Raw genomic sequence first — 24,903 nt, forward strand, 5'->3', positions numbered from 1 at the left:
CGGCCAGCACGGGCCCGGCTGTTCCGGCTATCGGTTCAGTTTCTCGCCCAATGCCGGGGGAATCGGACCCGTTCCGCCGCACACGGCGTCACGGAAGCCAGACACCGCGGCCCTGACGAGTTTGCCGCGGCCGCGACTGAACGCCAGCCTCAGCGTATGGGCTTTGGCCTCCTCGATGAGGCGACGAAACACCCATTGGGGATCCTTGCGGACGTAGCGCAAGGAAAGCGCTGTTCCGTTGCGGCAGATGTAGTAGACGCGGCCCGGTGAATGGTAGTTGTACGAGATGTCCCTGCCCATGATCCGTACCGGCCGTCCCAGCAGGACAGCGGGCTCCCGTTGTCCGAGATCATGCTGGATTTCACAGCCATCGCCGACCAGGACTTCAAGGCCGGCCGAGCGCGTGCGCATCGTGTACTCGGAGTCAACGCCGTCAATGAACAGGCCTTCGTCAAAAAGGCCAATCTCGTCCAGTGTTGCGCGGGGAATCAGGAAGCCGGACTGCATGGGGTCGAAGGCCCTGACAAATCCGGCTGCAGAACCGCGAACGGGAATGGGGTGGCCGCTGTAGGAAGAAGCGGAAATGAAGCCAACCCGCAGTCCGGCAAGCTGCGCCCTCCTGCACGTGTCCACCGCCGCAGCAACGTATCCGGGGCCGGGAAGGGAATCCTGGTCGAACGTCAGGAAGTAATCCGGTTCAGATTCCTCCCGGGCGTGAGCGATACCTGCGTTGAGGGCGGCGGCTATTCCCTTGTTGGACGGCTGCGTCACGACCGTAACACCTTCGGCCCTAAGCTCGGCAAAGAGCTCCTCGGACCCTGCTGGAGAGCCGTCGTCGACGACTACAACACGGCTGACCTGCCGGGCGATGCCTGCGATGTTTTCGCGCAGGGCAGGGCCGGGCCGGTAGGCAGCGATAACAGCCACGACACTCGGGGGAGGGTTACTAGGCGTCAACACGGTCCAATCTCTCGTTGGTCAGGAGCTTCCGTGCAGGGAGCATGAGGGTAATGAACAGGAGAGCTTCGCTCAGGGCCATGCCCAGCGCAACTCCCGGGGCGTTACCCAGCACACCCGCCCAAACCATGACGGCTAGCCCGAAAGCGGCAGAAACAAGAGTCCAGCGAAGAACGAGTCGGTCCTTACCTGCCGGAATCAGCAGGTTTCGGATAAACGGCGTGCTGGCACTAAGGAACGCGAAGGCGAGACCGTAGTAGAAGCACAATTCGGTGGTGGCTTGGGCTTTTCCAGCGAAGAGGAGGCTGCTGGCAAAGGGGCCGGCAAGAGTGAGGATCACCGCGCCGACCGCGCCCAGGCCCACGTGAGCCCAAATGGCGGCCAGGTGCCGTTTCCGGCGGTTCTCCGCTCCGTGTTCGAGGGTCCATCCCTGGAACGCGTTACCCAGGGCTACCACTGTGAAGAGACCGAAGCGGTATAGCGTGTCGGCGGTTGCAAGGCTGCCGGACGCGGCCGGAGCAGTCGTGGCGGTGGCGATCGGTGCTGGAGTGGAAGCATATGCGTTTGCGGCAAGGCTGATGCCGGCAGTGCGCCGCTGGGCGGAGAGGTCACGCACGGCCGCAGGAAGGTCGCTGGGGAACCAGCGGCCCCCCTTGGCATACCGCGTTTGGAACGCCGTCAGCGAAATGACCGTGGCCAGCGCGGCAAGGCCCGGGTAAAACCACAGCTGTCCGGTGGTGAGCAATAGCGGAGCCGCTGCGGCGGTCGCGATGAAGCGCGGAACAGTGTCGTATACAGCCAGCAGTTTGGGTTGCCCCATACCGATGCAGAACCATGCGGGCGACAGTCCTGCGAGGGCGACAGCGAAAGCCATGGCCATGGCTTCGCTTCTGAATTGGGGCACGGCGACTACCGCCGCCGCTGCTCCTGCCAAGGGAAAGACGAGAACCAGCAGAACGAGTCGGGTTCGGATGCTTTGCAGGTAGACGTGCGCCCGGGCTGCCGGATCCGCCGACCGGGCCACGGCTACGGGCCCTTCAACATTCCATCCCCACATCAGTACCGTCGCGGCGAAGGTGCCGATCGCCTGGCCTGAGATGATGCTGGAAATGCCCTCCCCACCTACGATCCCCGAGACGATGGGGATGAGGAGAAGTGGCGTGATAAGGGAAAGCAAGGGCAGAACCGTGAAGCCGGACAGGCGAAGCAATACGGTTTTCATACGGTGGTTTGTCCTTGGTTCGCTGGCAGTCCTGAACGATCTTACGTGATTCCTTGGCCTAGCTTGGGGTCGCATAGGATGGGGCGGGCAACCGGTGGGACCCTTACTGCCGTTGTTTTGCCCTTGAAGTCGAGCGAGACGTGAGGCCATGAACGCCCCAACCCAGCCTGAGACGGCGCCCGTACGAGCGAGCATTTGTATGGCCACTTACAAAGGTGCCAGGTACATCGACGAGCAGCTCACATCGATCCTGGATCAGCTCGCAGAAAACGACGAGCTTGTCATCGTGGACGACGCTTCGCCCGATGACACTGTTGAACACATCCGCAGATTTCATGATCCCAGGATTAAGTTGATCCAGGCCGAGCGGAACCAGGGATACGTCAGGTCCTTCGAACAGGCGGTGCTTGCGAGCAAGGGCGCTGCCATTCTCCTGGCCGACCAGGACGATGTCTGGATTGAGGGTCGCCTGGATACCTTGCTGGCCGGGCTGGAAACGGCGGACGTCGTGGCCAGCAACTTCGACGTCCTGGGCGGCGGCCGTCGCCCCGGCATTCCGCTGCTTCGAAGCGCCGACAGCGGACGCCACCGTGCGAATCTTTTAGGGATTCTGATCGGTTACCGTGCCTACTACGGCTGTGGGATGGCCTTCCGGCGCGACGTTCTGCACGACTTTGCCCCGGTGCCCCGCTACCTCCGCGAATCCCACGATCTTTGGCTCGCCATCCTGGGCAACACGGCAGGATCCATCATGCATGTCGACCGCCCGACACTGCTGCGCCGACTGCACGACGAGAACGCCACGCCCAGGGGCTGGAGGTCCTTGAGCGTGATCGTCGCCGCGAGAGTGGTCCTACTCAGGCTAATGGTCGAGGCGCGGCGGCGCCTGCGGTCAGGGAAGAAGCCGCGGCCCCGATGAGCCAGCTGGCAGTGGTCGCGTCCCGGCGAAACGGCTCATGTCAGAACTAATACACGACTGCGTCAACGGTTTGGGCCGGGATGGTGTTACTTAGGAAATGGACCGTAGTGCGCCGTAGGCCCACTGTTGTTGACCAATTCCCATTCCAGTCGCCGGCTAGGGGACGGTCGCCCGGATTGCCAAACGGAAAAGCTGAAGCGACGGATGAGCTCCGGTTGCTATTGCCGAGAGCAAATACGTTGTTTCTGAAGATACCGATGGTTGTTGTTCCGTTGGCGTCCCAATCACCGGCGAGGGGAGCGTCGCCGGCCTGACCAAAGCTAACTACGTGAGTGATGCTGGCTGCCCCCGCGCTTCCGTTGCTCAGAGCCCAAACTCCATTGCGAAAAATACCAATACCCGTCCGTCCAGTAGCCGACCAGTCGCCGGTAACAGGGATGTCCGTGGGCAGCCCGAACGATGCCACCGAATCAATCGCGGGTCCTGTCAGACTATTGGTGAGGTACCAGTGGCCGTTGCGCACGATACCAATGGTGGTTATTCCGTCACCATTCCAATCCCCAGTTACGGGAATATCGCCCGCAGTTCCAAACGAGAAGCAGAGAGGAACGCCATTGGGGTTCTGCAGGCACCAGAAGCCATCAAGCATCCACCCCACCAGCCAACGCCCTGCCCCGTACCATTTGCCAGAGATTGGCGTCGAGTTTGCGGGCGGGGCCATCGTAGTGAAATCCGGCGTCCCTGCGAGTCTCCGCAGCTGGTCCATTGTGCCGTTGAACACATTCTGGTCCCCGGGGAACGTTGCCTTGACGGTCTGTGAGGCGTCGGCATAGTCGTTGGCGTACTGCCAGATTGTGTAGGTCGACCAGCCCCCGGGAATGGCGGGGCTGTTGGTGTAATACGAGGCGAGCCAAAGGGGATTGGTGCTGCTGAATTCGGTGGTGTTTCCCAGGCAGTCGCGCCAGAACCAATAGCCCGTGTAGATCATGGCCTGTTTGTTGGTCAGCCGGTAGATCGTGGAGGTAAAGTCCCGGACCCAGGTGGTGAGCTGGGACGGAGACATGCCATAGCACTTGTTGGTCCCGCCGTACGGGTTGTCCTCAATGTCCAGCGTTGGTGGCATGGTGATTCCGTCGGCTGACCAGCCACCACCATTGTTGACGAAGTAGAATGCCTGAGTCGCTCCATCGGATGCACTTGGTGCTGCGAAGTGGTAGGCGCCCCTGATCAGCCCCACGGAGGTGGCACCGCCGATCTGGGCGCCGAAGTACGGGTTCTTGTAGGTGGTTCCTTCGGTCGCCTTAACATAGGCGAACCGTGCGCCGTTGCTCTTGACCGCGGCCCAGTTGACCGACCCCTGCCACGAGCTGACATCCAGGCCCAGTGGCTGGCCCACCGTGCTGGCAGGCTGCTCGGGGACCGATGGCTGCGCTGACTCCGCGCTCAGTGCCTTGGCTTGGGGAACCTGGCCCTCCGCCTCCGGTCCATTCATCCCAGCCCTGCCCATCGCGGCCTGTCCTGCTTCGAGGGACGGAGCTTGCGCTGCCGCCGCTGTTTCGATGGCGTCAGGCGTGGGCGATGGCGAGGGCGTCGGCGACCCTTCGGAAGCGGCGGCCGGAGGGGTCGACGTCGGCTGCAAGGCACGTGCGGTCTGTCCAGGGGCTGATTCGGACGGCGAAGGCTCCGGAAGTACCGCCGTCGTGGGCGGCGGAGTCGGTGCCGGAGTCAGTGCCACGGCTGACGTTCCGTTCAGAATGAGTGGAAAAACGAGCGCGGCGGTTATCAGGGCCGTCCGGCGGGAATTCAGCATGGTCACGGTTGCTCCCGGTTATATCTTGCGCGGGGAGAACTTCCACCGACGTCCTACCGAGAGTACCCAACCGTTACTGGTGTGACCAGTGGTGGAGGAGTGAAGAATTTGTGGCTTTCTCTGAAATCGGCCGGCCACGCCTCAGCCGGTAAGCTGGGCACCATGCAGAAACTCCTCGTTACCGGCGGCGCCGGCTTCATCGGTTCCAACTTTGTTCACTACGTCATCGCCAATACGGACAGCCACGTCACCGTTCTGGACAAGCTCACGTACGCGGGAAACCTGGAATCGCTGCGGAACCTCCCGTCGGACCGCTTCGCCTTTGTGGAAGGTGATATTGCCGACGGCGGCCTGGTGGACGGGCTCGTGGCCGACACCGATGTGGTGGTGCATTACGCTGCCGAGTCACACAACGACAACTCCCTGCATGACCCCCGGCCGTTCCTGGACACGAACATCATCGGCACGTACACGCTGATTGAGGCGGCCCGAAAGCACAACAAGCGTTTCCACCACATCTCCACCGACGAGGTCTACGGCGACCTCGAACTCGATGACCCGGAGCGCTTCACGGAGCAGACACCGTACAACCCGTCCAGCCCCTACTCATCCACGAAGGCCGGCTCAGACCTGCTGGTCCGCGCCTGGGTGCGTTCCTTTGGGCTGCAGGCCACCATCAGCAACTGCTCGAACAACTATGGCCCCTACCAGCACGTGGAGAAGTTCATCCCGCGCCAGATCACCAATGTGATCGACGGAATCCGCCCCAAGCTGTACGGCAAGGGTGAGAATGTGCGGGACTGGATTCACGCCAACGACCACTCCTCGGCGGTGCTGGCCATTATCGCCAAGGGCAAGATCGGCGAGACCTACCTGATTGGTGCCGACGGGGAGAAGAACAACAAAGACGTCGTGGAACTGATCCTCAAGCACATGGGCCAGTCCCCGGACGCCTACGACCACGTCGTCGACCGGCCCGGGCATGACCTGCGCTACGCGATCGACTCCACCAAGCTCCGCGACGAACTGGGCTGGGAACCCCAGTTTTCAAACTTCGACGCCGGCATCGAGGACACCATCGCGTGGTACCGGGACAACGAGGACTGGTGGCGGCCGCAGAAAGCCCAGACCGAAGCCAAGTACAAGGAACAGGGCCAGTAAACGATGACCATCGAGTTCTCGAAAAAGCTGACCACACACGAAACGCCGATCCCCGGCGTCGTCCTGTACGACCTTCCGGTCCATGGCGACAACCGTGGCTGGTTCAAGGAAAACTGGCAGCGGGAGAAAATGGTGGCCTTGGGGCTGCCCGATTTCCGTCCAGTGCAGAACAACATCTCCTTCAATGAGAAGGCCGGAACCACCCGCGGTATCCACGCTGAGCCGTGGGACAAGTTCATTTCTGTTGCCACCGGGAAAATCTTCGGTGCGTGGGTGGACCTGCGCGAGGGGCCTTCCTTTGGGGCGGTATTCACCGCCGTCATGGACCCCAGCCAAGCCATTTTCATCCCCAGGGGAGTGGGTAACGCTTTCCAGACCCTGGAGGACAATACTGCCTACACCTACCTCGTCAACGACCACTGGTCAGCCGACGCGCAAGGCCAATACACCTTCCTGAACCTGGCTGACGAGACTGCCGCCATCGAATGGCCGGTGCCGCTGGCGGAGGCCGAACTCTCGGACAAGGACAAGGCGCATCCCAGGCTCGGCGAGGTAGTCCCGATGCCGCCGAAGAAGACACTGATCCTTGGCGCAGATGGTCAGCTGGGCAAAGCACTGCGGGAACTTTACGACGGCGACACATCAGTCGAGTTCGCCGGCCGCGCCGACTTCGACATCACCAGCGCGGACGCGTATGCCCGGAAGAATTGGAAGAACTACTCGGCCGTTATCAATGCTGCCGCGTACACCGCAGTTGACCAGGCGGAGACCCCTGAAGGCCGGGCCGCGGCGTGGAAGATCAATGTGGAGGCTGTTGCCCACCTGGCCCGCACCGCCGTCGAGCATGACCTGACCCTGGTCCAGGTCTCCTCGGACTACGTTTTTGACGGCTCCGAAGCTGACCACCATGAGGGCGAGGCGTTCTCGCCGCTTGGCGTCTATGGCCAGTCGAAGGCTGCCGGCGACGCAGTTGTATCCGTGGTGCCGCGCCACTACATCGTCCGCACGAGCTGGGTTATCGGCGAAGGGAACAACTTCGTCAGGACCATGTCATCCCTTGCAGGCCGTGGGATTGCACCGTCGGTGGTTAACGACCAGATCGGACGGCTCAGCTTTACCCAGGACATCGCCGCCGGTATCAGGCACTTGCTTGAATCCGGCGCAGCGTACGGGGTCTACAACCTCAGCAATGACGGCGAGCCGCAGTCCTGGGCAGACATCGCCGCTGATGTTTACGAGCTTAGCGGAGCCTCCCGGGACGACGTGGCCGGCGTCAGCACCGAGGAGTACTTCAAGGGCAAGTCCGTATCTGCCCGCCCGTTGAACAGCGTGCTGGATCTCTCCAAAATCAAGGCCGCCGGGTTCTTTCCTGCCAAGGCCGGAGACCGGCTGCAGGAATACCTGCGGGGCTAAGACCGGCAAGGCAATAAAGAACTCTGGACTTCCGCAGGATTACGGAGGTCCAGAGCTCTTTAGGGTGTTGTCAGGGTTTTGTGGAGTCTGCCCGCGCAACCGCCTGGCCGTTCGCAGACTGGGGGCCCTTCTGCCGGAACGAAAGCCGGGCCAGCGACCCTGGCATCGACAGCAGGGTGCCGCCCGGGTGAAGGTAGCCGAACAGCATGCCCGCACCAATCAGGACCGTGACGGCGTAAACGAGGGTCAGGACCTCCCAGGTGAAGGGTGGCTGCCATCCCGGAACAGTGATCATCGTCTGCCAGTTCCCCTTATCCGGCAGACCTACAACGTACCGGCGCAGCACAAACAGGAACCCGTAGACGTGCGCGATGGCACCAGCGAGGAGCAGGAGCCGTGTCATCGCCTGGGAAGGCCGGCTTTGTGGAAAGTGCCGGAACCGGAACGCCATGCCCGCCGCGATGACCGCTATCAGGAACAGAGGCAAGCTATAGCGGCCCTGCCAGATGAATCCCACGCTTGCCACGAGTCCGGCCTGCATCACGGACGGAACCAGCAGCAATGCTGCCAGGGCGGCAAGGAACCCCAGGCGCAGGCGCCAGTGCCTGACCAGGAAGACCATCAGGATCGCGAGCATCAGCAGCATGTTCCAGAACATCAGGACAGCCTGGGGCATGGGGGTGTCAAGCCAGCCCACAACGCCGACGTACTGGATGACGTAGTCGAAGGACCGGTCAAGCATGGTGAGGAAGGCGTTGTACGGCCGGACATCGTCACCGGTGACATTTGAAATTCCCGGCGGCGCCTCTCCCGCTGAGGGCGGTGCGTTGAGGATCAACAGGTTCCAGGCCATGCCCAGGGCCACCCCGACTGCTGCCACACCCACGGCCATGAGAACCACCCTGTTGCGGAATAACACGAGAAAGTCTTTCCAACGGTAAAAAACACAAGCGACGACGACGGCGCACAGCAGCCAAACGAGCGACACCGCCCTGGTATTGGCCAAGGCGATGATTGACACCGCGACGGTAATCACCGCTGGACGCACGACTCTCAGTTGGCTTGAGTTCTCCAAAACCACGAGGAAGCCGCAGAAGGCGGCCATGGTCGCAGCCACTTCCAGGGAATTGGGGTTGATGCCGCTCGCCAGGAAGAGAACCATGGGTGTCGTTGCCACTGCCGCGGCCGCCATGGGCCACTTTGGATGCCGCAGCCGGCTGAGGGCGGTGAAGCCTGCTGCGTAGAACGCGGCGGAGAGCAGCGCACTCAGAATGCGCATGGCGAAAACCGCAGGCGCTCCGGACATGAACAGGCTGGGGAGCCCCACGAGCCAGTAGTACATCGGGTTGTACAGGCCTGCGGATGTCACGCCGATCGTCAAGTAATTGTCATCGGCAGGGACCCCAGGGGCGCACCCGGCTGACCGGTCACGGTGGAACGCAAAGCAGGTCTGCGCCTGGAGGTTAGCAATGTAGGAGGGCACTTGTACATGGAGGCCGTGACCGAAGGACTTCCCCGCCTCCGGCGCGATCTGTCCGCGCGCGACGGCGGCGGCTTTGATGGTGTGCACCGGCTCGTCGGGGTAGGCCATGAGGGGAGTGGCCAGTGCCCAAAGCACCATCAGCCCTGACAACAGCGCGAAAACCCGGAAAAAGGTCTTGGCCGCTGGTCTCGTGCGGGTGGTTTGATCAGCGGGTGTTCCCGGGACGATGTGTGTCATGCCTGCCTTGCCTGAGGACGGACCGTGGGGCGTCATGCCCGGCCTGAGTTGTGCGCTCATTCGACGGAGGTGATGTCGTCGACGCGGGACTTGGCCATGGTCAGTGCCTTCTCGCTAAGGGTGGAAACGCCGGCGAACCGGGCGGAGTTGCCTTGTCCGCCTCCGCTGAGGACATAGTTGCCCCAGGATTTCACAAGCGTGGTCAGGGAAGGATTCGCGTAACTGCTGCAGTAGGCCTGGTAGGTCACTGTTGCGAGGCCATAACCGGAAGCGGCGGTGTTGTCGACGGCGAATGTGACGCTTTCCCCCGGACCGGTGCCGGTGGTTCCCGCTGCGATGGACTTGCCGAGGCTGTCGTCGCTCATTCTGACGAATCCTGTTCCGAAGTCGAGCAGTGCAGTGTCGAAACCGGACCCGATTCCTGCCCGGTCGACGAAGGCTATGGAGCCTGCCGTGTCGTCGACTTTCCGGGGTACTGCGTCGTACTTCTTGACCGTTACGTCTCCGGCCGGCTCCGGCCAGCTCCGGTCGGCCCGGGCAGGCCATCCAGCCGGAGTCAAATAGTCAGTGACAGCAGCCGTCAACGGGGACGCTTCTTCCGCCCTGATGGGAACGATGTCCTGGTCGGGAAACTCTGACTCCGGGTTGAGCCTTGCAATCTCCGGGTCTTCCCAGTTGGTGATCCGCCCGCTGAAGATTCCAGACAGCGTCTCGGAGTTCAGTTTCAGGTTTTTGACACTGGGAAGGTTGAACATCACGCCGATCGGGATGACGGCTACGGGGACCGAGAATGCGCCGTCAGGCCCGCAGGCGTCCCTAGATTTCTCCACATCCTCGCTGGTCAGCGGGGTGTCGGTGGCAGCGAAGTAGGCCTGGCCGGTGATGAGCGCGTCCACTCCAACGCGCGGACCATCGGGTGAGTAGTTGAGCGAAGTCTCGGGAAATTCCTTCATCCAGCCGCTGCGCCATGCCGAGATCGGCGCGCCCTGGGCAGGCGTTCCGATTGCGGTCAGTGCGCCGCGCACGGGGGCCTCGGATTGCGGCACCGCGCAACCTGCCAGGGAGGCTGCCAACGCGGCCGTCATGGCGAAGGACCGGATCGAGAGTGGTCTCAATGCTGTATTTCCTCTTCGTTCAGATTCTCCGCACACGGCGGACCGGGGCCAGTCAGGCCCGCACTTCCTCGGCCTAGCCTACTTTGCCGGAGCCCACGGCATGGTCAGCGCTGGGCCTGACCGGGTTTTCCACATCTTCACAATATGACTTGGTCGTATGGTGTAGGGTGCCTAGGCTGTACCTCAGTTACACTGCTCCGCTGGGGGCGGCAGTTGTATGGGGGAATCATATGGACGCTGTGCAAATCGTGGAGGACGAAGTCCGCGAGCTGATCCGACGTCGTGGCCTGGACCCATCGCGGCAGGCCGGAGAGGTCCGTCGGCTGGTTGAGGCTGCTGTCACCGACTACGACGAACGGGCTCTCGTGGGGCCACTTCCTCCGATCGGTCCGCTTGAGACGGCGCGCAAGTTTGTTTTCGATGCCGTTGCAGGGTTCGGGGTCCTTCAGCCTCTGCTGGATGATCCCACCATCGAGGAAATTTGGCTCAACGCCCCTGTCAAGATTCCATTTAGGTTGCTTACCACGTAGCTTTAATTCATGAGTTCAACTGTGCAGGCCTGCGGCATCTACGCCCGTATATCTTCCGACGACGGAACAGCCCTGGGCGTGGGCAGGCAGATTGAAGACTGCACTAAAGAAGCCAAGCGCCGTGGGTGGCCGCTATCCGAGGTCTTCACTGACAACGACGTAAGCGCGACGAAAGCCAAGCGCCGGCCCGAATATGAACGGCTGCTTGCCGCTATCGAAAGTGGCGCCGTTGACGCCCTGGTTGTCTATGACGTGGACAGGCTTACCAGGACACCTGCCGAGCTTGAGCGATTTATCGACCTCGCAGACCGCCACCACGTTGCCCTAGCGTCAGTCGGTGGGGAAGTGGACCTAGCAACGCCCCAGGGGCGCCTTACAGCCCGTATCAAAGGCAGCGTAGCCCGCCACGAGGTAGAGCAGATGTCGCGGCGTCTCAAGCGGAAATTTCAGCAGAACGCGACCGAAGGCAAAGCCCATGGTGTAACCCCGTTCGGATACCGGCGCGAAAGGATCATCGACGATCAGGGGAGGGACGCCGGCTACCGGGAAGTCATCGACCCCGCACAGGCTGACGCGATCCGCGAACTGTACCGAATGGTTATTGCGGGGGAGACCCTGCGGAGCATCGCGAAGTACCTCAACGACGCTGGGTTCAAGACAGGCAGGGGTAACGCGTTCGCTGGGAACGTCGTGGGCAACATGCTCCGCAGGCCTCGCTACGCGGGCCACCGGACCCATGAAAAGCAGATAGTAAGTAAAGGCGACTGGGAACCTATCGTCAGCCAAGACACCTACGACCAGGCCTTAGCCATCCTCAGCACGCCGGGACGCCGCCACAGCCGCGGGCTCGAGCCAAAGTATCTGCTGTCGGGGATTGCTCTCTGTGGCCGTCCTGGTTGTGGTGCTGCCCTGCGCCCGAATATCCATAAGCCACGGCCAGACGGTAAGCAGCGGGGCCCCGGCTATGCCTGCCCAGAGTGCATGAAGCTCACGAGGCAGATGGGGCCTGTAGATAGTGTGGTTAATGACTTCATGGTGGGCTACCTGACTAAGTTCGATCTACGATCCACCGCGGGGGAGTCGCCTACGGCGTTGGGTTCGGCGTTGGATGCCCGAGATGCCGTGCTGGCCCGAATGGATACGGTTGCTGACAGCTTCGCAAGGGGAGAGGTCACTGCGCGGCAGATGGTCCGCATCAACGAGCAATTACAGGCCCAGCTCACTACTGCGGAGCGGGACATTCAACGGTTGCAGCCCACGCGAATCCTGGAAGGCCTGACCGGCCCCGGAGCACCCGCGGCATGGGCAGCAACGTCGATAGAGCGGAAGCGGACGATCATCCGTAGCCTCATGAAGATTACGATCCTGCCCAGCGGCCCAGGTGTCAGGTTCTCAGAGGACCAAGTACGAATAGAGCCCAAAGAAGAAATCATGTAGGGCCATGCCTGTGGACGAAGGAAATTTTCGTGGACCACGATTCGCGGATATCCACAGACTGGGGAGACGTTAAATGGACCAAAATCCGCGAGAACATAGGGATGACGCGAGCGGGGACATTTCATAATCCACAGCCTGTGCACAAAGAACCCTTAACCATACACAGGCAATCCACAGCCGGTCAACCCTCGAGGTCTGTTAATTCAGTGGTTTGTCTGCCAAACTGGAATTGAGGCCGGAGGGGATACAAAAAGAACCCGCCACTCTTCGCAGGAGTTGCGGGTTCATCGCGTTCGGCCAACCAAAGTAAAAATGCACCGCTCATGGTGCTGCATGACTATTAAGGAGTCATTTGTTGGTTCACGCTACCCCGGATCCGCGCTCATACGGTTCCGAAGATACCACCAAGATACACGCCCCGGCGCAGGCTAGTCAAACCGCCAAGCGGGCCGCATACATCGAAGCCCTCCTCAAGGACTGGCCGGCACCAACGCCGCAGCAGCGTCGAACTATCGGTTCCCTGCTCGGCAATGCAACGCCCGTGGTATCGGTCGCCGACTACCAGTCATGGGAGATCAAACGCCATGTAGAAGCTACCGAAACCCCAGGGACTCACGGCACCTACGGTAACGAGGTCGCTGCGTGAACACGACTCCCGAGGAATGGGAAGCCCGCCAAATCGCATTGCATGAAGCCCAAACACTAAAGGGCTCAGGGCTGAAGCTTCGCCGGGCAACTGAACTCAAACTTCCACCTCACACTAAATGGCTTGGACGCGGCTGGTTGCCGCGCCGGGAAATAACGGTCCTGGTAGGCGCGGAAGGCATCGGCAAAAGCCTCCTGTGGGTACTCATGGCCATGCTGGTGACAACAGGCAGATCATTCCCCATGTTCAACTGGGCAGCCCGCAAACCCGCAGATGTAGTTGTCATCGTCACCGAAGACTCCGCAAGCGAAGTTGAAGCGAGGCTTAGGACAGCCGGCGCCGACATAAGCCGGATCCACTTCTTCTGCGCAGAGGATGACGGGACAGGTAGCCCGGTCTTCTCAGGCGGGAACAACGGCGACATGCTCCTCCTCCACGGCCTTCTTGAACAAATGGACGAAAAGCCCGCATTCCTGGTTGTAGACGCTTGGCTCGATACCGTAGCCGGAAACCTGAATATCAGGGACACCCAGCAGGCAAGGCTTGCGCTGCACCCTTGGAAGGACCTGGCTACGCGGCACGACCTCGCAGTTCTGCTAGTAACGCACACAAACCGGATGGACACCACCAACACCCGCGACCTTATGGGTGGGACAGCAGCGCTACGGCAAAAGGCCCGCATGGTGCTATTCGCCGCCCGTCAGCCTGGGCAGGACGACTCTGGGCAGTTCTTGTGGGTGGGCCCTGATAAAGCCAACACCACGGGAATTGTAGACGCAGTGAAGTTCCAAGTACGGGTAGAGCAGGTGCGAAGCCAGACTGACGACGACCCGGGAACGACGGCACTACTCGCAGCGCCGGCATCTGCTGCCATGCCAATCGCTCAGCTCATCCACGAATGGAAACGAGCTGAGACGGAGGCCGAACGCACGCCATCCAAGGCCGAAGAAGCTGAGGCGACTGTGAAGGCGTTCATGGCTGAGACGGACGGCACGGCACCCGCTGCGGACGTGAAGGAACACCTCCGCCAGGAAGGCTACGGGAAGACAGCCGCGGAAAAGGCCATGAAGGCGCTGGGATCTTCAGCCCCCACAGGACCCGGACAGCCGTGGATATACACGCTCAGCCAGACTTCCTACCCTCTAGGCCTATCTCAGGAGACTAGGAACTCTGAGAACACTAGGAACTCTGAAGCTGAATCTCTGAGTATTCCTAGTCTTCCTAGAGTTCTTACGTCCTACACAGACGTTACCCCCTATAGGAACTCTGAGATATGCGGCATCTGTGGAGACCTGCTGAATGACGATGAGAACGGACACCACCAGGAGTGCGCAGCATGACGTACACGGAAGCCGAAAAATGGCAGCACCGAGCGGCGATACGCCAGGGCATCATCTCCAAACTTGAGAAGAAGCTTCTCCGGGCTGAGACCGAGATCGCGACTCTCAAAGCTTCACTAGCCGCGAGTAACGCAAGGCTCGCCCTGTACGACATAAGGGAGGCCGCATGAAGCTCACCAAAGCCGACCTCGAGACGCTCTGTGACGCTCTGAAGGCCAAAGCCCTTCATGAGCAGATGGAGCGCCGCAGATGGCAGCAACGCGCCCAGGAAGCCGAACAGCGCCTCGCGATATACGAGCCCACCGAATGAGTGAACAGTTCACCGACGCTGACCGTATCGAGTACCTACAGAACCAGCTCCGCCACTATCGGGATCTGAGCCTCAGACTCCATCACCAACTCATGGCCACCAAGAACCAGCCCGAACGACACAGGGACCGCGGACTTCACCGAGACCCCGTGGGCAACGAAGTAGCACGCAAAATCGACCGCGAAAGAAGGAACTGACATTGGCTTACGATCCCTATTCCACTGCTGTCACGGATTCTTGGAGCTGGGAGGCACAATGCGCTCTGTGGCAGCAGCGGGCCCTTCATCAGGCCGAACGAGCAGCCTTTTACAAGCGCCTATCCGAGGCCACTAAGAATGGCGCCGAGATGCAGGTGTCCGACAAGGAGCCCGCGTTGTGAGCCCGGAATTAACCGCGCTAGCCCTTGTGCGGCAGATCCTAGAGGCCCCGGGCACTATCACGGACTCTTTGCTCATGGAGGCGGCGATGGGCGCGGCGGATCCGTTACAGCACCAGCTCGACATTACCCGCTCACTGATCCGCATCATCGGGGCACTGCTCAACATCGCTGGCGGCACCAACGAGCGCGCCCTCATCATCCTTTCCAGCATTGAAGCCGAGTACCAGACCGAAGGACACAGCTAAATGTTCGTCAGCAACGACACCTACTACGCCCGCAACCTCCGCGAAGGAGAAAGCCTCCGCGCACGGGCGGCGATTCTCGAAGGCCCCAACGGGAAAGAGCCAGGGGTAGCGATCCTCACCGGCTACCACCCCCGCTATGTCCTCAGTGAAGACCACGCCATCGCCCTGTGCAACGCCATCATCGACTCGCTGGACGAGCACCGGACAGGCGGCAAGCGGTGACCGGCGGGCGGCTATGACAGCCCCCAGACGCCCGCCAGAGGCCTACGTTCACGGAGTGGGTGCCCCGGTCGTTGTGGTCCCCGCGAGAGTCTGTGCGTGGCTTGAACGGCACGCCCGACTAAATGAGGTCCGCGTAGAGAACCGCGGCGCCGACGCGGAAGTGGATGCCGTCCTTGTGGCCCTCCGCCTAGCTGCTCTCACATGGCGGGCTTCCGCAACCGGAAGCCCTGTAGCGGCAAAACCGGAAGCAACCGCAGACTTAAATGAATGGGTTAGCACGACACAAGCCGCTGACATCCTCTACATCACAGACAGGGCAGTACGCCTCGCAATAAGCGAAAAACGCCTGCCCGCCACACAAGTAAACGGGCGCTACCGAATCGCCCGTGAAGACATCCAACACTTCGCCGCAGCAAAAGCGGCCCAAGCAGCATAAGGACAAGAACCATGAGTTTCAGCGAAACCCCCGAAGGCCGCCAAGCCGACCAGATCCACACAAACTATGCCAAGGCCCTCGAGCGCATCCGATCTGACAAAAACCTCACTTCAGAGGGGAAGAAGGAGCAGATCGCCGCCGAGTACAACCGCGCCGCCGGCTCACTCAACGCAATCAAGGAATCCTTCAATACCGCCAAGATCTTGCGAACCCATGTCCTGCGGCGTGACCTGTTCGGCAGCGCAGCAACTGACGCGCAGACGGCAATAAGCTTCCGCGACGCACAGGACCGCGTCGGTTCCCTCGGACAATTCGACCAGAAGAAGGCGCTCAAGCTCCTTGACCAGGCCGAACTCTCCGGTGACGCGGTGATGGTCAAAGCCATCATGCAGCGCGCTATCGAACTCTCATGGACTGACGTAGCCGACAGCTACGGCGGAAAGCACCCCCAGTATGGGGAGAAGCTGAAAGAATTGCTCTCCCTCCAGACACCGTCGGGGATCTTCTCAAGCCGGGAGACTATGGAGAAAGGGCTCATCCTGCACCTTCAGAGGCCCGCGGAACTCGGCTGGGGATAGAACCCGCACAGCCGCAACCGCGGTTAAACCTGAAGGCCCCTTGGCTGAGTATCGATCCTCAGCTTTCGGGGCCTTACGGGTGGCTGGGTCCCTCTACTAAAAGCGCATGCCGCTCGTGGTGTGCCCGTTACCGTCCCACAGGCTCGGGGTACGAATATTTTCGGTGAAACTGGTTCCCTCTGGGAACCGCAAGGTGAGGCGAAACAGCTGCCCTGGGCTCAGGCGTCGCCCCGGCATTGCGTAACCAACGCGGGTCGGCGAGAGCATCTCAGAGAAGGTGTGTGCCCCACGGAAAGCCCCTGGTCCTTCCCAGGACGCGCCCAAATGTGCCACAGGAGTAGTTATGTCTACGGCGAAGGAAATTTCCTCAGCCCAAGACCGAACCGCAAAAGCGACTTGGCCCTCGTGGCTCATGCCAGGTTGGGGATTAACTACAGCAGAAATTAGAAGGTTTGGAGCCGCAGCAACGTTCTTATTGGTGACAGTTCCATCAATTGAAGCCTTTACCTCAGTCAGCCACTCGTCCAACGTCAGCTTGTCGAGGTCAATGTATTTCTTGTCTTCGAGGAATGGCGGTACGTGGTCCAGCCCGCCGAACTTCACGGGCACGACAAAGCGAGGCTTGATGCCATTTATTTCGTGGTTGAGTGCGCGTTTCAGTTCTGCCTGCACCCACGGTTTGGTGATTGAGATGGGCGACAGGAAGATAAAGAACCTGTCGGCCCGGTCCATGCCCTCTGCGATCTTGTCGATGAGGCTGTCGCCGGCGAGGATCTCGAACATGTCTATCCATGAGGATATTTCCGGGTACTTCAACAAAATCTGCGCATAGACCTGCAGGACCCGAGGCTTATCTTCGGTCGCGTGGCTGAGGAAGATACGGGACGGTTCAGGTTCGGATGCCATCCGGAAATTATAGGCAGAACTAAAGGGGTGCAGCGCACCCTGCCATACACCCTATGCAGCCCGCTTATGGCGGGTTTTTTCATACCCAAAAACCAGACAAGGAACAACCCCAATGCAGCCAACTAGTAAGCGACTCGTCACGGAAGCAACCGTAGGCGAGCACGTCCTCACAAACCTCCCCGCCAACCTTCAGCCGGCGGCACTTGACGCCACTTACGCACCCGCTGCCATCGCCCGCCGCGCCGTCTACGGTCCACGATGGGTGTTCGACGGTGACTCGATCACCATCAACGGCATCAGTGCCCTGTACGGCAACCAAGACCGTTCCCGCACATGGACATCCGAACTGGCGCGGCTCTCCATGGGGCGCATCAACTACGTCTACAACGCCGCCGTCGCCGGCTACCGCATCGACCAGCTCCTCGCCCGATTCGATGCCTTCGTTGCACCACAGGACCCGGATGTGGTGCTGCTGACGGCGGGCACGAACGACATACGCCAGGGCCGCTCCATGGCACTCTGGAAGGCCGACCTGCTGGCCTACTACGAAAAGGTCAAGGCCATCGGTGCTGACCTCATCGTCGGCGCTATTTGGCCCTCTTCTGACGATAGCTCCGCTCACGCACCCACGGCCCGCACATGGAACAACGAACTGTATGCGTGGGCGGCGGCGAACAACGTTCAGGTGATCCCGTGGGATACCCTCGCTGACCCTGCCACGGGCGGCTGGCCCGCGGGCTGGTCCAGCGACTTGCTCCACCCCACACTGCTGGACTCCTACGCCGTCATCGGCAAACTGGGCTGGCAGTCGGTAGAGCCAAAGGTAGGCCCACCCGTAGTCCGCCGCGCCGTAACCAACGGTGCCGATGCACTCGCTAACGGCTTTTTCACCACACTTACCGCGGTGCAGGCACCGCCGAGCCTCACCGCTGGCACTGCCGACACTGCCAGCGGCACCCTGCCCGCAGGCACCTACTCCTACAAGTACACATCCCGGACCTTCTGGGGCGAATCTCTGCCCTCGGCAGAGCGAAGCGTGGTCCTGTCTGCAACGGGCAAGATCACCGTCACCAACGGCACGGTGTCCGGCTCACGCGGCTACAACGTGTACCGCAAGGGACCATCGGACACGGCCTGGAAGTTCATCACCTACTTGAACAGTTCAGTGACCACATCGTTCGTAGACGATGGCAGCATTGCCGCCGGCACGGACATGTCAGGCGTGGACACCTCGCAGTACCCCACCGGGCTGGTTTCCGGTTCCACCACCGCGCACAAGATCGGGCCGGTAACCGTGACTGAGGCGGGCATCCGTGGCCGCATCTACCGTTCCATGCCCCTGGACGGAAGCGCAGCAGCGCCGAATGACTACTTCCCAATCACAGTGACGGCGGGCGAAACCTACGACATCTCCTGCCTGATCCGCTCGACAGGGACAACCGAGGGTATCCTCATCGCCCGGTTCCGCAACGCATCCAGCGTTGCTATCGGGCAGGTCTACGTCGCACGAGACCGCATGGTCAACGGGTGGGGACTCGCCGCCCACCGCGTTACCATGCCCGCCGACACTGTCACGCTGCGGCTCAGCTTCGAGCAGACCGACAGCAGCTCCACCGGCTATGCAGAGTTCGCGGAAGTCCGCTGCCAGAAGGTCTAGTTTCGAGCGGAACTGTCCTTAAGCGGAAAGTGAGAGACCCCGCAGCACGAGTCAGGCATTGCGGGGTCTCTCTAAGCCTCTTTCACATGAATTGGGGGACATGTGAAGTGACTCACCAACGATATAGACAGCCTGCTTACTTTCCAAATCAGCACCCTTCACTGAGGCTTGCAGGGCGCGACGCTGGGCCCGTAGCTACATAACCACGGCTACGGGCACAACTTGCGTGGGCTAACTCGCCAGTGCCATCTGAAGCGATGCGCCAGCAATAGCAAAGCCGCCCACCACAATAAAGGACCAAGACCAAGCGGCAGTTTCTTTCTCGCTGACGCGAAGAGAGTTGAGAGTTGCAAGTAGACCGCCGATGGCTACAAACGCTGCACCAAAGAAGTTGCCCCATGCCGGGGACCAAGTTTCATTAGGCATCAATGCTGAGGCGAAGACCACAAGGCCGACTAAGGAGAGAACCAGGGTATGTCTCCAAGCAAGCGAGCGAGGAGTCTTATTGATTTCAGGGGATTCGAGTTTCACTGGGTCACTCTATCCGCGTATTTGGGTCAAGCCTCGGAAGGCTCGTCCAATACTTCGCCAGCCGTTATCCGTTCAGCAGTAACCCTGTACGCCTGGGCGATGTAGTCCTCAAGATCCTTGGCAGCCACACGCCAAAGACCACGGGCACCAACCTGGATCCCGCGCAACTCACCCGACTTCAACAAGGAACGCACCAACGGCAAACCAACAGCCAACTCCTCAGCCACCTGCTCAACAGTCAAGAACCTAGGGCGCTTCGGCGCAGCATCATCAGTCACCCGACAACCATAGCTAAGCGACAGGGGCTAACGGCCAGGAGTGGGCAACCACGAAGAAGGCAACGGCCCCTCGTTGGCATCGCTGACGGGGCTCATGCACCGATGACACTGGAAGTACGGGCGCCCATCTGTAGACTCACCGGCCTCCCAATGAGGACCCTCTTGATCACAACGTAAGCAGTACACGTCCGAATACTTAGCGCCGCTCGAATCCACTCTGATGGTCATGACTGAATGCTAAGACACCGCACCGGATTGACCCGCTCACAACACCCGCGAGGGTAACGCAAACCCTGACCTCAAGGCCCCCACCCCGGGGACCCCCTAGGCCCCTCTGAGAAACCCCGCAGGGTATAGGCGTGATCTCTCTCTGAGGATCTGGATGAATCGACCTAATGAAAGGACAAAGGCAATGAATCACCGACTTCCCGCGGGTTTGAAGGCCGGCGGGCGTAAATTATGGCGCTCTGTAACAGACGAATTTGAGCTTGGAGAGCACGAATTAAGCATCCTCTTGGAGGCTTCCCGCACAGTTGACGCCCTAGACGCGTTGGAAAAGATCGTCAGGGACGAAGGAGTGACCAACACATCCCCGCAGGGCGTGAGGGCTCACCCGGCACTTGTGGAGGCGCGGCAGCAGCGCGTAACGCTCGCCAAGCTCGTTGCTTCTATGCGGATCCCCATGGAAGAGGATGAGGCCCCCAGCCGAACAAGGCAGCAGCGCGTGGGAGTGCGGGCAGTTTCGAGTATCCGGTGAGGCGTCGGCAGCGCCTATCTACCCAGTCGATTGTCCCGGAACCGCTGGGCGCCTTCGTTTCGGCTGATTGGCCGGGCCGCTCTGAGTTCCAGCAGTGGAGGGCCTGGGATGAGGCTCGCCGGTCGTGGGCCCTGGCGAACCTGCCAGGTGGGGAAGATGACCTTCCCGACTGGGACGGTATGGTGCCCGACCAGCCTTGGGATGAAGTCAAACACATTATTTAGTCCCCTTCGAACTCATAACCAATTAGCAGTTCCCGTTTAGCCCGCCACAGTGCGGGCTTTTTTGTACCCAAAAGAGAGTAGGTAGACATGGCAGACCGCCGTGTGAAGGTGATTTTCAGCGCCGAGATCCAGAATTTCAAGCGTGCAATGGAGGAGGCGGCGCAGGCCACTAAGAAGACGCAGCAGGCGTCCGAGGATTCCTCGAACGCGGCGGACGGCTACTTGGCTAACCTGGTTCGTTCGGCGCACAAGAACCGTGAAGCGTGGGAGCTTTCGGGCGCAGCGCTCCTCGGCTTTGGTACTGCCGCGGTTGGTGGGCTGGCGCTGGCTGGTAAGGCTGCGATGGACTGGGAGTCCGCGTGGGCTGGCGTTACGAAGACTGTTGATGGTACGCCGGCGCAGATGGATGAGCTTGAGGGTTCTCTGCGTAACTTGGCGAAGACTCTGCCGTCTACGCATGAGGAGATCGCGGCTGTTGCTGAGGCTGCGGGTCAGCTTGGTGTGAAGCGTGAGGATGTTGTCGGGTTCACGAAGACGATGGTGGACCTTGGCGAAACGACGAACCTTTCCGCTGACGAGGCTGCTACGTCTATCGCCCAGATTTCTAACGTCATGGGCACGATGGAGCGTGAGGGGTCTAAGGGTGTTGAGCGTTTCGGCGCGACACTGGTTGCTCTGGGTAATGCTGGTGCTTCGACTGAGGCTGAGATCCTGGAGATGGCTAAGCGGATCGCGGGTGCCGCGAAGCTTGTTGGGGCTTCTGAGTCTGACGTGCTGGCACTGTCTAACGCGATGGCTTCTCTTGGTATTGAGGCGCAGCTCGGCGGCGGTGTTATCTCCCGTGTGATGCAGCGCATGTATGGCGATGTGAAAGCTGGCGGCGAAGGGCTTGACCGGCTGGCGGAGGTCGCTGGGGTTTCGGCTAAGGAGTTCGCTACAGCTTTCGAAACTGACCCTGTCCGTGCTGTTGACATGATGGTCAAGGGCTTCGGGCGGATCAAGGACGAGGGCGGCAACGTCATCGACACGATGTCAGACCTTGGCATTAAGGGCACTGAGGAGACGGGCGTTATCCTGCGCCTCGCTGGTGCCGGCGACATCCTCACAGACTCGTTGAAGCTTGGAGACTCCGCGTGGCAGTCGAACTCGGCACTGGCCGAGGAAGCGGCTAAGCGTTACGAGACGACCGAGTCCAAGGTCAAGGTCGCTTGGAACAACATCAAGGACGCTGCGATTGAAGCGGGCGCTGTACTGCTTCCTGTAATCGCCGGGATTGCTGAAGGCGCCGCAGGGCTCGCGCAAACATTCGGGGCCCTCCCAGAGCCCGTGAAGGGTGTTCTGACTGTCCTCGGTAGTGTCGCCGGCGTTGCCGCCTTGGGCGCTGGTGCGTTCCTGACCTTGACGCCTAAGATCCTGGATTCGGTGCAGGCGTTCACGACCCTAAACACGAGGGCGGACGGCAGCTCACGCGGACTGGGTAAGGTCGCCAAGAACGCAGGCATCGCAACCGCCGGGATACTCGCACTCACCGCTGCGGCCTCAATTGGCAACAAAATATTCGGCAAAGCAGAGGTCTCCTCAGCACAGTTCGCGCAAGGACTCCTGTCAGTAGGCGAGAACACTGAGAAGCTCGACGCGCTGTTCAAGGATGGCGGGCTCGGCACCAGCATTGACGGCGTCGGGGACGCCATCAAGCGCATGAGCGAGAAGTCGATGTTTGACGAGTTCAGTATTTGGCTGGGTGACGTATCTACGTCAGGGTCAAAGCTGAACACGCTTCGGGACAACCTGGCAGGCGTGGACGGGGCCCTCTCCGGCCTTGTGGCGGAAGGCAAGGGCGAGGAAGCTGCCAAGGGATTCCAAGCCATCAAAAACGCGGCGGAGGAGCAGGGCGTTCCGCTGGAGAAGCTGGTGGACATGTTCCCCCAGTACCGGGACAAGCTACTCGAAGCTAAGAACGCTGCCGGGGAAACGAACGTTACTCAGGACGACCTGTCCAAGTCGATGCTCGAAGGCGGCAAAGCTACGGACGTGGCCGCGGAGGCTCTGAAAGCGGCAGCAGAGGCAAGTGAGGAAGTCCAGAAGGCGCTGGAGGATGTAGGCCTCGCGGCGGACGGTTCCGTGACAGATATCGATAAGTTCGCCGCTTCGTTGTTCGCAGCTGGGCTGATTCATCTTTCGGCTTCTGATGCGTCTATCGCGTATCAGGCTGCTATTGACGCAATGACTGAGTCGGTTATCAAGAATGGCACGACCCTGGATATCAACACTGAACAGGGACGGGCAAACCAGGCTGCGTTCAACGGTATCGCCAGTTCCGCTATGACTGCGGCTGAGGCTACGGCTGCTGAGACCCTGGCTACCCAGGGTTCGGCTGCGGCACAGGCTCAACTTCAGGCATCGTTGCGGACGAGTTATGACGACCTTGTTAGGGCTGCCGGCCAGTTGGGTATCACGGGCGACGAAGCGGACACCATGGCGCGCAAAGCCCTGGGTATCCCCAAGGAAGTCCCGATTGACACGTGGGTGAACGACAACGCCACAGCCAAGCTCGACGCGCTCAAAACCAAGGCCGACAATTTGGATGGCAAGCAAGTCAAGATCACCACGGTTGAGCACAATATCAAGATCCTCGAAACGCAGGTCCGCGGAGGTAATGCCGGGCTCGGGGATGATGTGTCGTTGACGGCGCTTGATCCTGGCCGCGCTACCGGCGGGCGGATCCCGGGTCTGGATCTGACCCGGGCGACAGGTGGCAGGATTCCGAGTCTGGCTGAGGTTGGTTACGCAGCGGGCGGGAAGCTTCCAACGACGGGCCCAGGAACGGACACCACTGACGGGTTCCTTGGGATCTCATCTGCGGGCGTTCCACTGGCGAGGGTGGACGCTGGCGAGTGGATCATCAACGGGCGGTCTTCAGATAGGTACAACCGCGAACTTGCAGCGATCAACGCGGGCACCTTCCCGAAGATGCCTGGTTACGCGAATGGCGGGCAGCCATCCCGTGAGTACTCGGCGCGTGAACTCGGATATTCCCCGGCTGCGTCGTCAGCCGGTTCACCGAGTGCTATACCAGACATCTATGTAGAGAACCCCTTTACGGGCGAATACCTGTTGGCAAAGGTTGACCACCGCGCTGCCGCAGCCGTCACTAGGTTCGACGCCAATTCACCGTACATGCGTCCTGGCCGCACCCGCTGACCCGGCACCCTTTTCACCTTGGCGACGGGGCTGGACTGACGGGCCTTTTGGGGCTTTTCGTTAACCCGAAGAGCGACGCTGCGGTCACGTAGCCGGGCCGGTACATTCAAAACACAACGGAACCCCTGTCAGCATCTACTGACAGGGGTTCCGTACCTCTTCGGAAATGCGTACTGTCAGTGAACGGCTATCCATCTGGGGGAATAATGCGCAAGCTTTTGACACTTCTGGTAATTGCAATATTCCTACTGACAGGCTGCTCTCAGTCTTTGAAGGAAACTGACCCAGAAGGACAAGAAGCCTGCCATCGTCTGGACCGTGCTCGAGACAAATCCGTTGACACAACGGAGGCTATGGGTCTGATCCTTTGGGGCGTCGGCGAGAAAGCTGTCCTAGCCAAAACCGAGAGCATACGCAACGGCGTCACCGAGAGTCCTGAAATATCGAAACTGTCCAAGACAAAGTCTTACTCCATCAAGGATTCGCTGGCTCAAACATGCAGGGACCTTGGCGTGCCGGTCAGGGAAGTCACCAAGACGCCCTAATGCGGATCCTCTTGGACAGTTTCCAGGTCCCAACTCGGAAGGATGCCGCGCAGGGGCGAGTTGGATAGGCTCTCCAGACGAGAGAAACCCTCGTCAAGGTCGGACAGAGTCTGCCTGGTAGGCTTCTCAGCCATGTGCTGGCGATAGGACGCCGCTTGGTCCGGAGTCCTGCTGTTGGTCTTCTGCGGTGGCGGTAGCGACTCAAAAGGGAGCCAGAGCACCTCGTACCCGGTTAAGGGGAAAACGATTGGGAAGACCTTTCCTGGAATTCTTCTCAGCGTCATGGTGAGACTGTGTGTTTTGAGATTGCGGATGTAACGCACTCCGGGCAGTATGTGGCCGATCGGGTCCGTTCTAAGAAAAT

Annotated in this window: 23 protein-coding genes and 1 pseudogene; 14 read left to right on the top strand and 10 right to left on the bottom strand. The window is 60.5% G+C overall.

Annotated elements, in window-relative coordinates; translation table 11 throughout:
* Positions 1–27: 27 nt before the first annotated feature.
* Both V9L17_RS07590 and V9L17_RS07595 read right to left on the bottom strand, forming a co-directional pair.
* The gene (locus tag V9L17_RS07590; RefSeq protein ID WP_337350990.1) at positions 28–927 is read right to left on the bottom strand and encodes a glycosyltransferase; all 900 of its coding nucleotides are present in this window, start codon (positions 925–927) and stop codon (positions 28–30) included.
* 19 nt (positions 928–946) lie between these two features.
* Positions 947–2,179 carry a polysaccharide biosynthesis protein gene (locus V9L17_RS07595; RefSeq protein WP_337350991.1) on the bottom strand — a complete coding sequence of 411 codons (1,233 nt, stop codon included), beginning with the start codon at positions 2,177–2,179 and terminating at the stop codon, positions 947–949.
* A 199-nt stretch (positions 2,180–2,378) separates the two neighbouring features.
* Here V9L17_RS07595 and V9L17_RS07600 point away from each other — a divergent pair, with 199 nt between their 5' ends.
* The gene (locus V9L17_RS07600) at positions 2,379–3,098 is read left to right on the top strand and encodes a glycosyltransferase (protein ID WP_337350992.1); all 720 of its coding nucleotides are present in this window, start codon (positions 2,379–2,381) and stop codon (positions 3,096–3,098) included.
* Between the two features lie 46 nt (positions 3,099–3,144).
* On the opposite strand, the gene V9L17_RS07605 is transcribed toward V9L17_RS07600, so the two are convergent.
* Positions 3,145–4,494, bottom strand: a complete 1,350-nt coding sequence (locus tag V9L17_RS07605) for a GH25 family lysozyme (RefSeq protein ID WP_337350993.1) — start codon at positions 4,492–4,494, stop codon at positions 3,145–3,147.
* 169 nt (positions 4,495–4,663) lie between these two features.
* A complete protein-coding gene (locus tag V9L17_RS07610) occupies positions 4,664–4,954 on the bottom strand; it encodes a hypothetical protein (RefSeq protein WP_337345791.1) in 291 nt (96 codons plus the stop codon).
* A 116-nt stretch (positions 4,955–5,070) separates the two neighbouring features.
* Here V9L17_RS07610 and rfbB point away from each other — a divergent pair, with 116 nt between their 5' ends.
* Together rfbB and V9L17_RS07620 are read left to right on the top strand one after the other, a co-directional pair.
* A complete protein-coding gene (rfbB, locus tag V9L17_RS07615) occupies positions 5,071–6,069 on the top strand; it encodes a dTDP-glucose 4,6-dehydratase (protein WP_337350994.1) in 999 nt (332 codons plus the stop codon).
* Positions 6,070–6,072: 3 nt separating this feature from the next.
* Positions 6,073–7,482 carry a bifunctional dTDP-4-dehydrorhamnose 3,5-epimerase family protein/NAD(P)-dependent oxidoreductase gene (locus tag V9L17_RS07620; RefSeq protein WP_337350995.1) on the top strand — a complete coding sequence of 470 codons (1,410 nt, stop codon included), beginning with the start codon at positions 6,073–6,075 and terminating at the stop codon, positions 7,480–7,482.
* A 70-nt stretch (positions 7,483–7,552) separates the two neighbouring features.
* Here V9L17_RS07620 and V9L17_RS07625 read toward each other — a convergent pair whose 3' ends face one another.
* Together V9L17_RS07625 and V9L17_RS07630 are read right to left on the bottom strand one after the other, a co-directional pair.
* Positions 7,553–9,262 carry a DUF2142 domain-containing protein gene (locus tag V9L17_RS07625; protein WP_337350996.1) on the bottom strand — a complete coding sequence of 570 codons (1,710 nt, stop codon included), beginning with the start codon at positions 9,260–9,262 and terminating at the stop codon, positions 7,553–7,555.
* A complete protein-coding gene (locus tag V9L17_RS07630; RefSeq protein ID WP_337345795.1) occupies positions 9,259–10,317 on the bottom strand; it encodes a substrate-binding domain-containing protein in 1,059 nt (352 codons plus the stop codon). The genes V9L17_RS07625 and V9L17_RS07630 overlap by 4 nt, the downstream gene beginning before the upstream one ends.
* A 230-nt stretch (positions 10,318–10,547) precedes the next feature.
* Between V9L17_RS07630 and V9L17_RS07635 the strand changes: the two are divergent.
* From V9L17_RS07635 to V9L17_RS07655, 5 genes and pseudogenes are all read left to right on the top strand, one after another.
* Positions 10,548–10,823: pseudogene (locus tag V9L17_RS07635) on the top strand (CpaF family protein); the annotation flags it as partial.
* A 33-nt stretch (positions 10,824–10,856) separates the two neighbouring features.
* Positions 10,857–12,284: a recombinase family protein gene (locus V9L17_RS07640; protein WP_337350997.1), complete on the top strand. Its 1,428-nt coding sequence runs from the start codon at positions 10,857–10,859 to the stop codon at positions 12,282–12,284.
* 642 nt (positions 12,285–12,926) lie between these two features.
* Entirely contained in the window at positions 12,927–14,270 is a 1,344-nt protein-coding gene (locus V9L17_RS07645; RefSeq protein ID WP_337350998.1) for an AAA family ATPase, read from the top strand.
* Positions 14,267–14,440 (top strand): hypothetical protein, encoded by a 174-nt coding sequence (locus tag V9L17_RS07650; RefSeq protein ID WP_337350999.1) that lies wholly within the window; start codon positions 14,267–14,269, stop codon positions 14,438–14,440. Before V9L17_RS07645 ends, V9L17_RS07650 begins: the two co-directional genes overlap by 4 nt.
* On the top strand, positions 14,437–14,580 hold the full coding sequence (locus tag V9L17_RS07655; RefSeq protein ID WP_337351000.1) for a hypothetical protein: 144 nt from the start codon (positions 14,437–14,439) through the stop codon (positions 14,578–14,580). Before V9L17_RS07650 ends, V9L17_RS07655 begins: the two co-directional genes overlap by 4 nt.
* Before the next feature lie 35 nt (positions 14,581–14,615).
* Here the strand turns inward: V9L17_RS07655 and V9L17_RS07660 are convergent, their stop codons facing one another.
* Positions 14,616–14,780, bottom strand: coding sequence for a hypothetical protein (locus V9L17_RS07660; protein WP_337351001.1), 165 nt, complete (start codon positions 14,778–14,780; stop codon positions 14,616–14,618).
* A gap of 175 nt (positions 14,781–14,955) precedes the next feature.
* Between V9L17_RS07660 and V9L17_RS07665 the strand changes: the two genes are divergently transcribed.
* From V9L17_RS07665 to V9L17_RS07675, 4 genes are read left to right on the top strand one after another with little or no spacing between them, the layout of a single operon-like run.
* Positions 14,956–15,204 (top strand): hypothetical protein, encoded by a 249-nt coding sequence (locus tag V9L17_RS07665; protein ID WP_337351002.1) that lies wholly within the window; start codon positions 14,956–14,958, stop codon positions 15,202–15,204.
* The gene (locus V9L17_RS07670; protein WP_337351003.1) at positions 15,205–15,426 is read left to right on the top strand and encodes a hypothetical protein; all 222 of its coding nucleotides are present in this window, start codon (positions 15,205–15,207) and stop codon (positions 15,424–15,426) included.
* 13 nt (positions 15,427–15,439) lie between these two features.
* Positions 15,440–15,862: a helix-turn-helix domain-containing protein gene (locus tag V9L17_RS21280; protein ID WP_443198016.1), complete on the top strand. Its 423-nt coding sequence runs from the start codon at positions 15,440–15,442 to the stop codon at positions 15,860–15,862.
* 11 nt (positions 15,863–15,873) lie between these two features.
* Positions 15,874–16,440: a hypothetical protein gene (locus V9L17_RS07675; protein ID WP_337351004.1), complete on the top strand. Its 567-nt coding sequence runs from the start codon at positions 15,874–15,876 to the stop codon at positions 16,438–16,440.
* 96 nt (positions 16,441–16,536) lie between these two features.
* Here the strand turns inward: V9L17_RS07675 and V9L17_RS07680 are convergent, their stop codons facing one another.
* Positions 16,537–17,346, bottom strand: coding sequence for a toll/interleukin-1 receptor domain-containing protein (locus V9L17_RS07680; protein ID WP_337351005.1), 810 nt, complete (start codon positions 17,344–17,346; stop codon positions 16,537–16,539).
* Between the two features lie 112 nt (positions 17,347–17,458).
* On the opposite strand from V9L17_RS07680, the gene V9L17_RS07685 reads away from it, so the two are divergent.
* Entirely contained in the window at positions 17,459–19,003 is a 1,545-nt protein-coding gene (locus V9L17_RS07685; RefSeq protein ID WP_337351006.1) for an SGNH/GDSL hydrolase family protein, read from the top strand.
* A gap of 231 nt (positions 19,004–19,234) precedes the next feature.
* Here the strand turns inward: V9L17_RS07685 and V9L17_RS07690 are convergent, their stop codons facing one another.
* Both V9L17_RS07690 and V9L17_RS07695 read right to left on the bottom strand, forming a co-directional pair.
* Positions 19,235–19,534, bottom strand: coding sequence for a hypothetical protein (locus V9L17_RS07690; protein ID WP_337351007.1), 300 nt, complete (start codon positions 19,532–19,534; stop codon positions 19,235–19,237).
* A 26-nt stretch (positions 19,535–19,560) separates the two neighbouring features.
* Entirely contained in the window at positions 19,561–19,812 is a 252-nt protein-coding gene (locus tag V9L17_RS07695) for a helix-turn-helix domain-containing protein (protein WP_337351008.1), read from the bottom strand.
* Positions 19,813–20,880: 1,068 nt separating this feature from the next.
* Here V9L17_RS07695 and V9L17_RS07700 point away from each other — a divergent pair.
* Complete coding sequence (locus tag V9L17_RS07700) at positions 20,881–23,994, top strand: phage tail tape measure protein (protein WP_337351009.1); 3,114 nt, start codon at positions 20,881–20,883, stop codon at positions 23,992–23,994.
* Positions 23,995–24,903 lie beyond the last annotated feature (909 nt).

The organism is Pseudarthrobacter sp. CCNWLW207 (assembly GCF_037203945.1).
GTDB lineage: Bacteria > Actinomycetota > Actinomycetes > Actinomycetales > Micrococcaceae > Arthrobacter.

What these genes read in the sequence shown, in the direction of transcription:
- V9L17_RS07595 (WP_337350991.1), bottom strand. Translation starts at nt 2,179, where the DNA reads ATGAAAACCGTATTGCTTCGCCTGTCCGGCTTCACGGTTCTGCCCTTG.
- V9L17_RS07600 (WP_337350992.1), top strand. Translation starts at nt 2,379, where the DNA reads ATGGCCACTTACAAAGGTGCCAGGTACATCGACGAGCAGCTCACATCG.
- rfbB (WP_337350994.1), top strand. Translation starts at nt 5,071, where the DNA reads ATGCAGAAACTCCTCGTTACCGGCGGCGCCGGCTTCATCGGTTCCAAC.
- V9L17_RS07620 (WP_337350995.1), top strand. Translation starts at nt 6,073, where the DNA reads ATGACCATCGAGTTCTCGAAAAAGCTGACCACACACGAAACGCCGATC.
- V9L17_RS07625 (WP_337350996.1), bottom strand. Translation starts at nt 9,262, where the DNA reads ATGAGCGCACAACTCAGGCCGGGCATGACGCCCCACGGTCCGTCCTCA.
- V9L17_RS07640 (WP_337350997.1), top strand. Translation starts at nt 10,857, where the DNA reads ATGAGTTCAACTGTGCAGGCCTGCGGCATCTACGCCCGTATATCTTCC.
- V9L17_RS07650 (WP_337350999.1), top strand. Translation starts at nt 14,267, where the DNA reads ATGACGTACACGGAAGCCGAAAAATGGCAGCACCGAGCGGCGATACGC.
- V9L17_RS07655 (WP_337351000.1), top strand. Translation starts at nt 14,437, where the DNA reads ATGAAGCTCACCAAAGCCGACCTCGAGACGCTCTGTGACGCTCTGAAG.
- V9L17_RS07660 (WP_337351001.1), bottom strand. Translation starts at nt 14,780, where the DNA reads ATGTCAGTTCCTTCTTTCGCGGTCGATTTTGCGTGCTACTTCGTTGCC.
- V9L17_RS07670 (WP_337351003.1), top strand. Translation starts at nt 15,205, where the DNA reads ATGTTCGTCAGCAACGACACCTACTACGCCCGCAACCTCCGCGAAGGA.
- V9L17_RS21280 (WP_443198016.1), top strand. Translation starts at nt 15,440, where the DNA reads ATGACAGCCCCCAGACGCCCGCCAGAGGCCTACGTTCACGGAGTGGGT.
- V9L17_RS07675 (WP_337351004.1), top strand. Translation starts at nt 15,874, where the DNA reads ATGAGTTTCAGCGAAACCCCCGAAGGCCGCCAAGCCGACCAGATCCAC.
- V9L17_RS07680 (WP_337351005.1), bottom strand. Translation starts at nt 17,346, where the DNA reads ATGGCATCCGAACCTGAACCGTCCCGTATCTTCCTCAGCCACGCGACC.
- V9L17_RS07685 (WP_337351006.1), top strand. Translation starts at nt 17,459, where the DNA reads ATGCAGCCAACTAGTAAGCGACTCGTCACGGAAGCAACCGTAGGCGAG.
- V9L17_RS07700 (WP_337351009.1), top strand. Translation starts at nt 20,881, where the DNA reads ATGGCAGACCGCCGTGTGAAGGTGATTTTCAGCGCCGAGATCCAGAAT.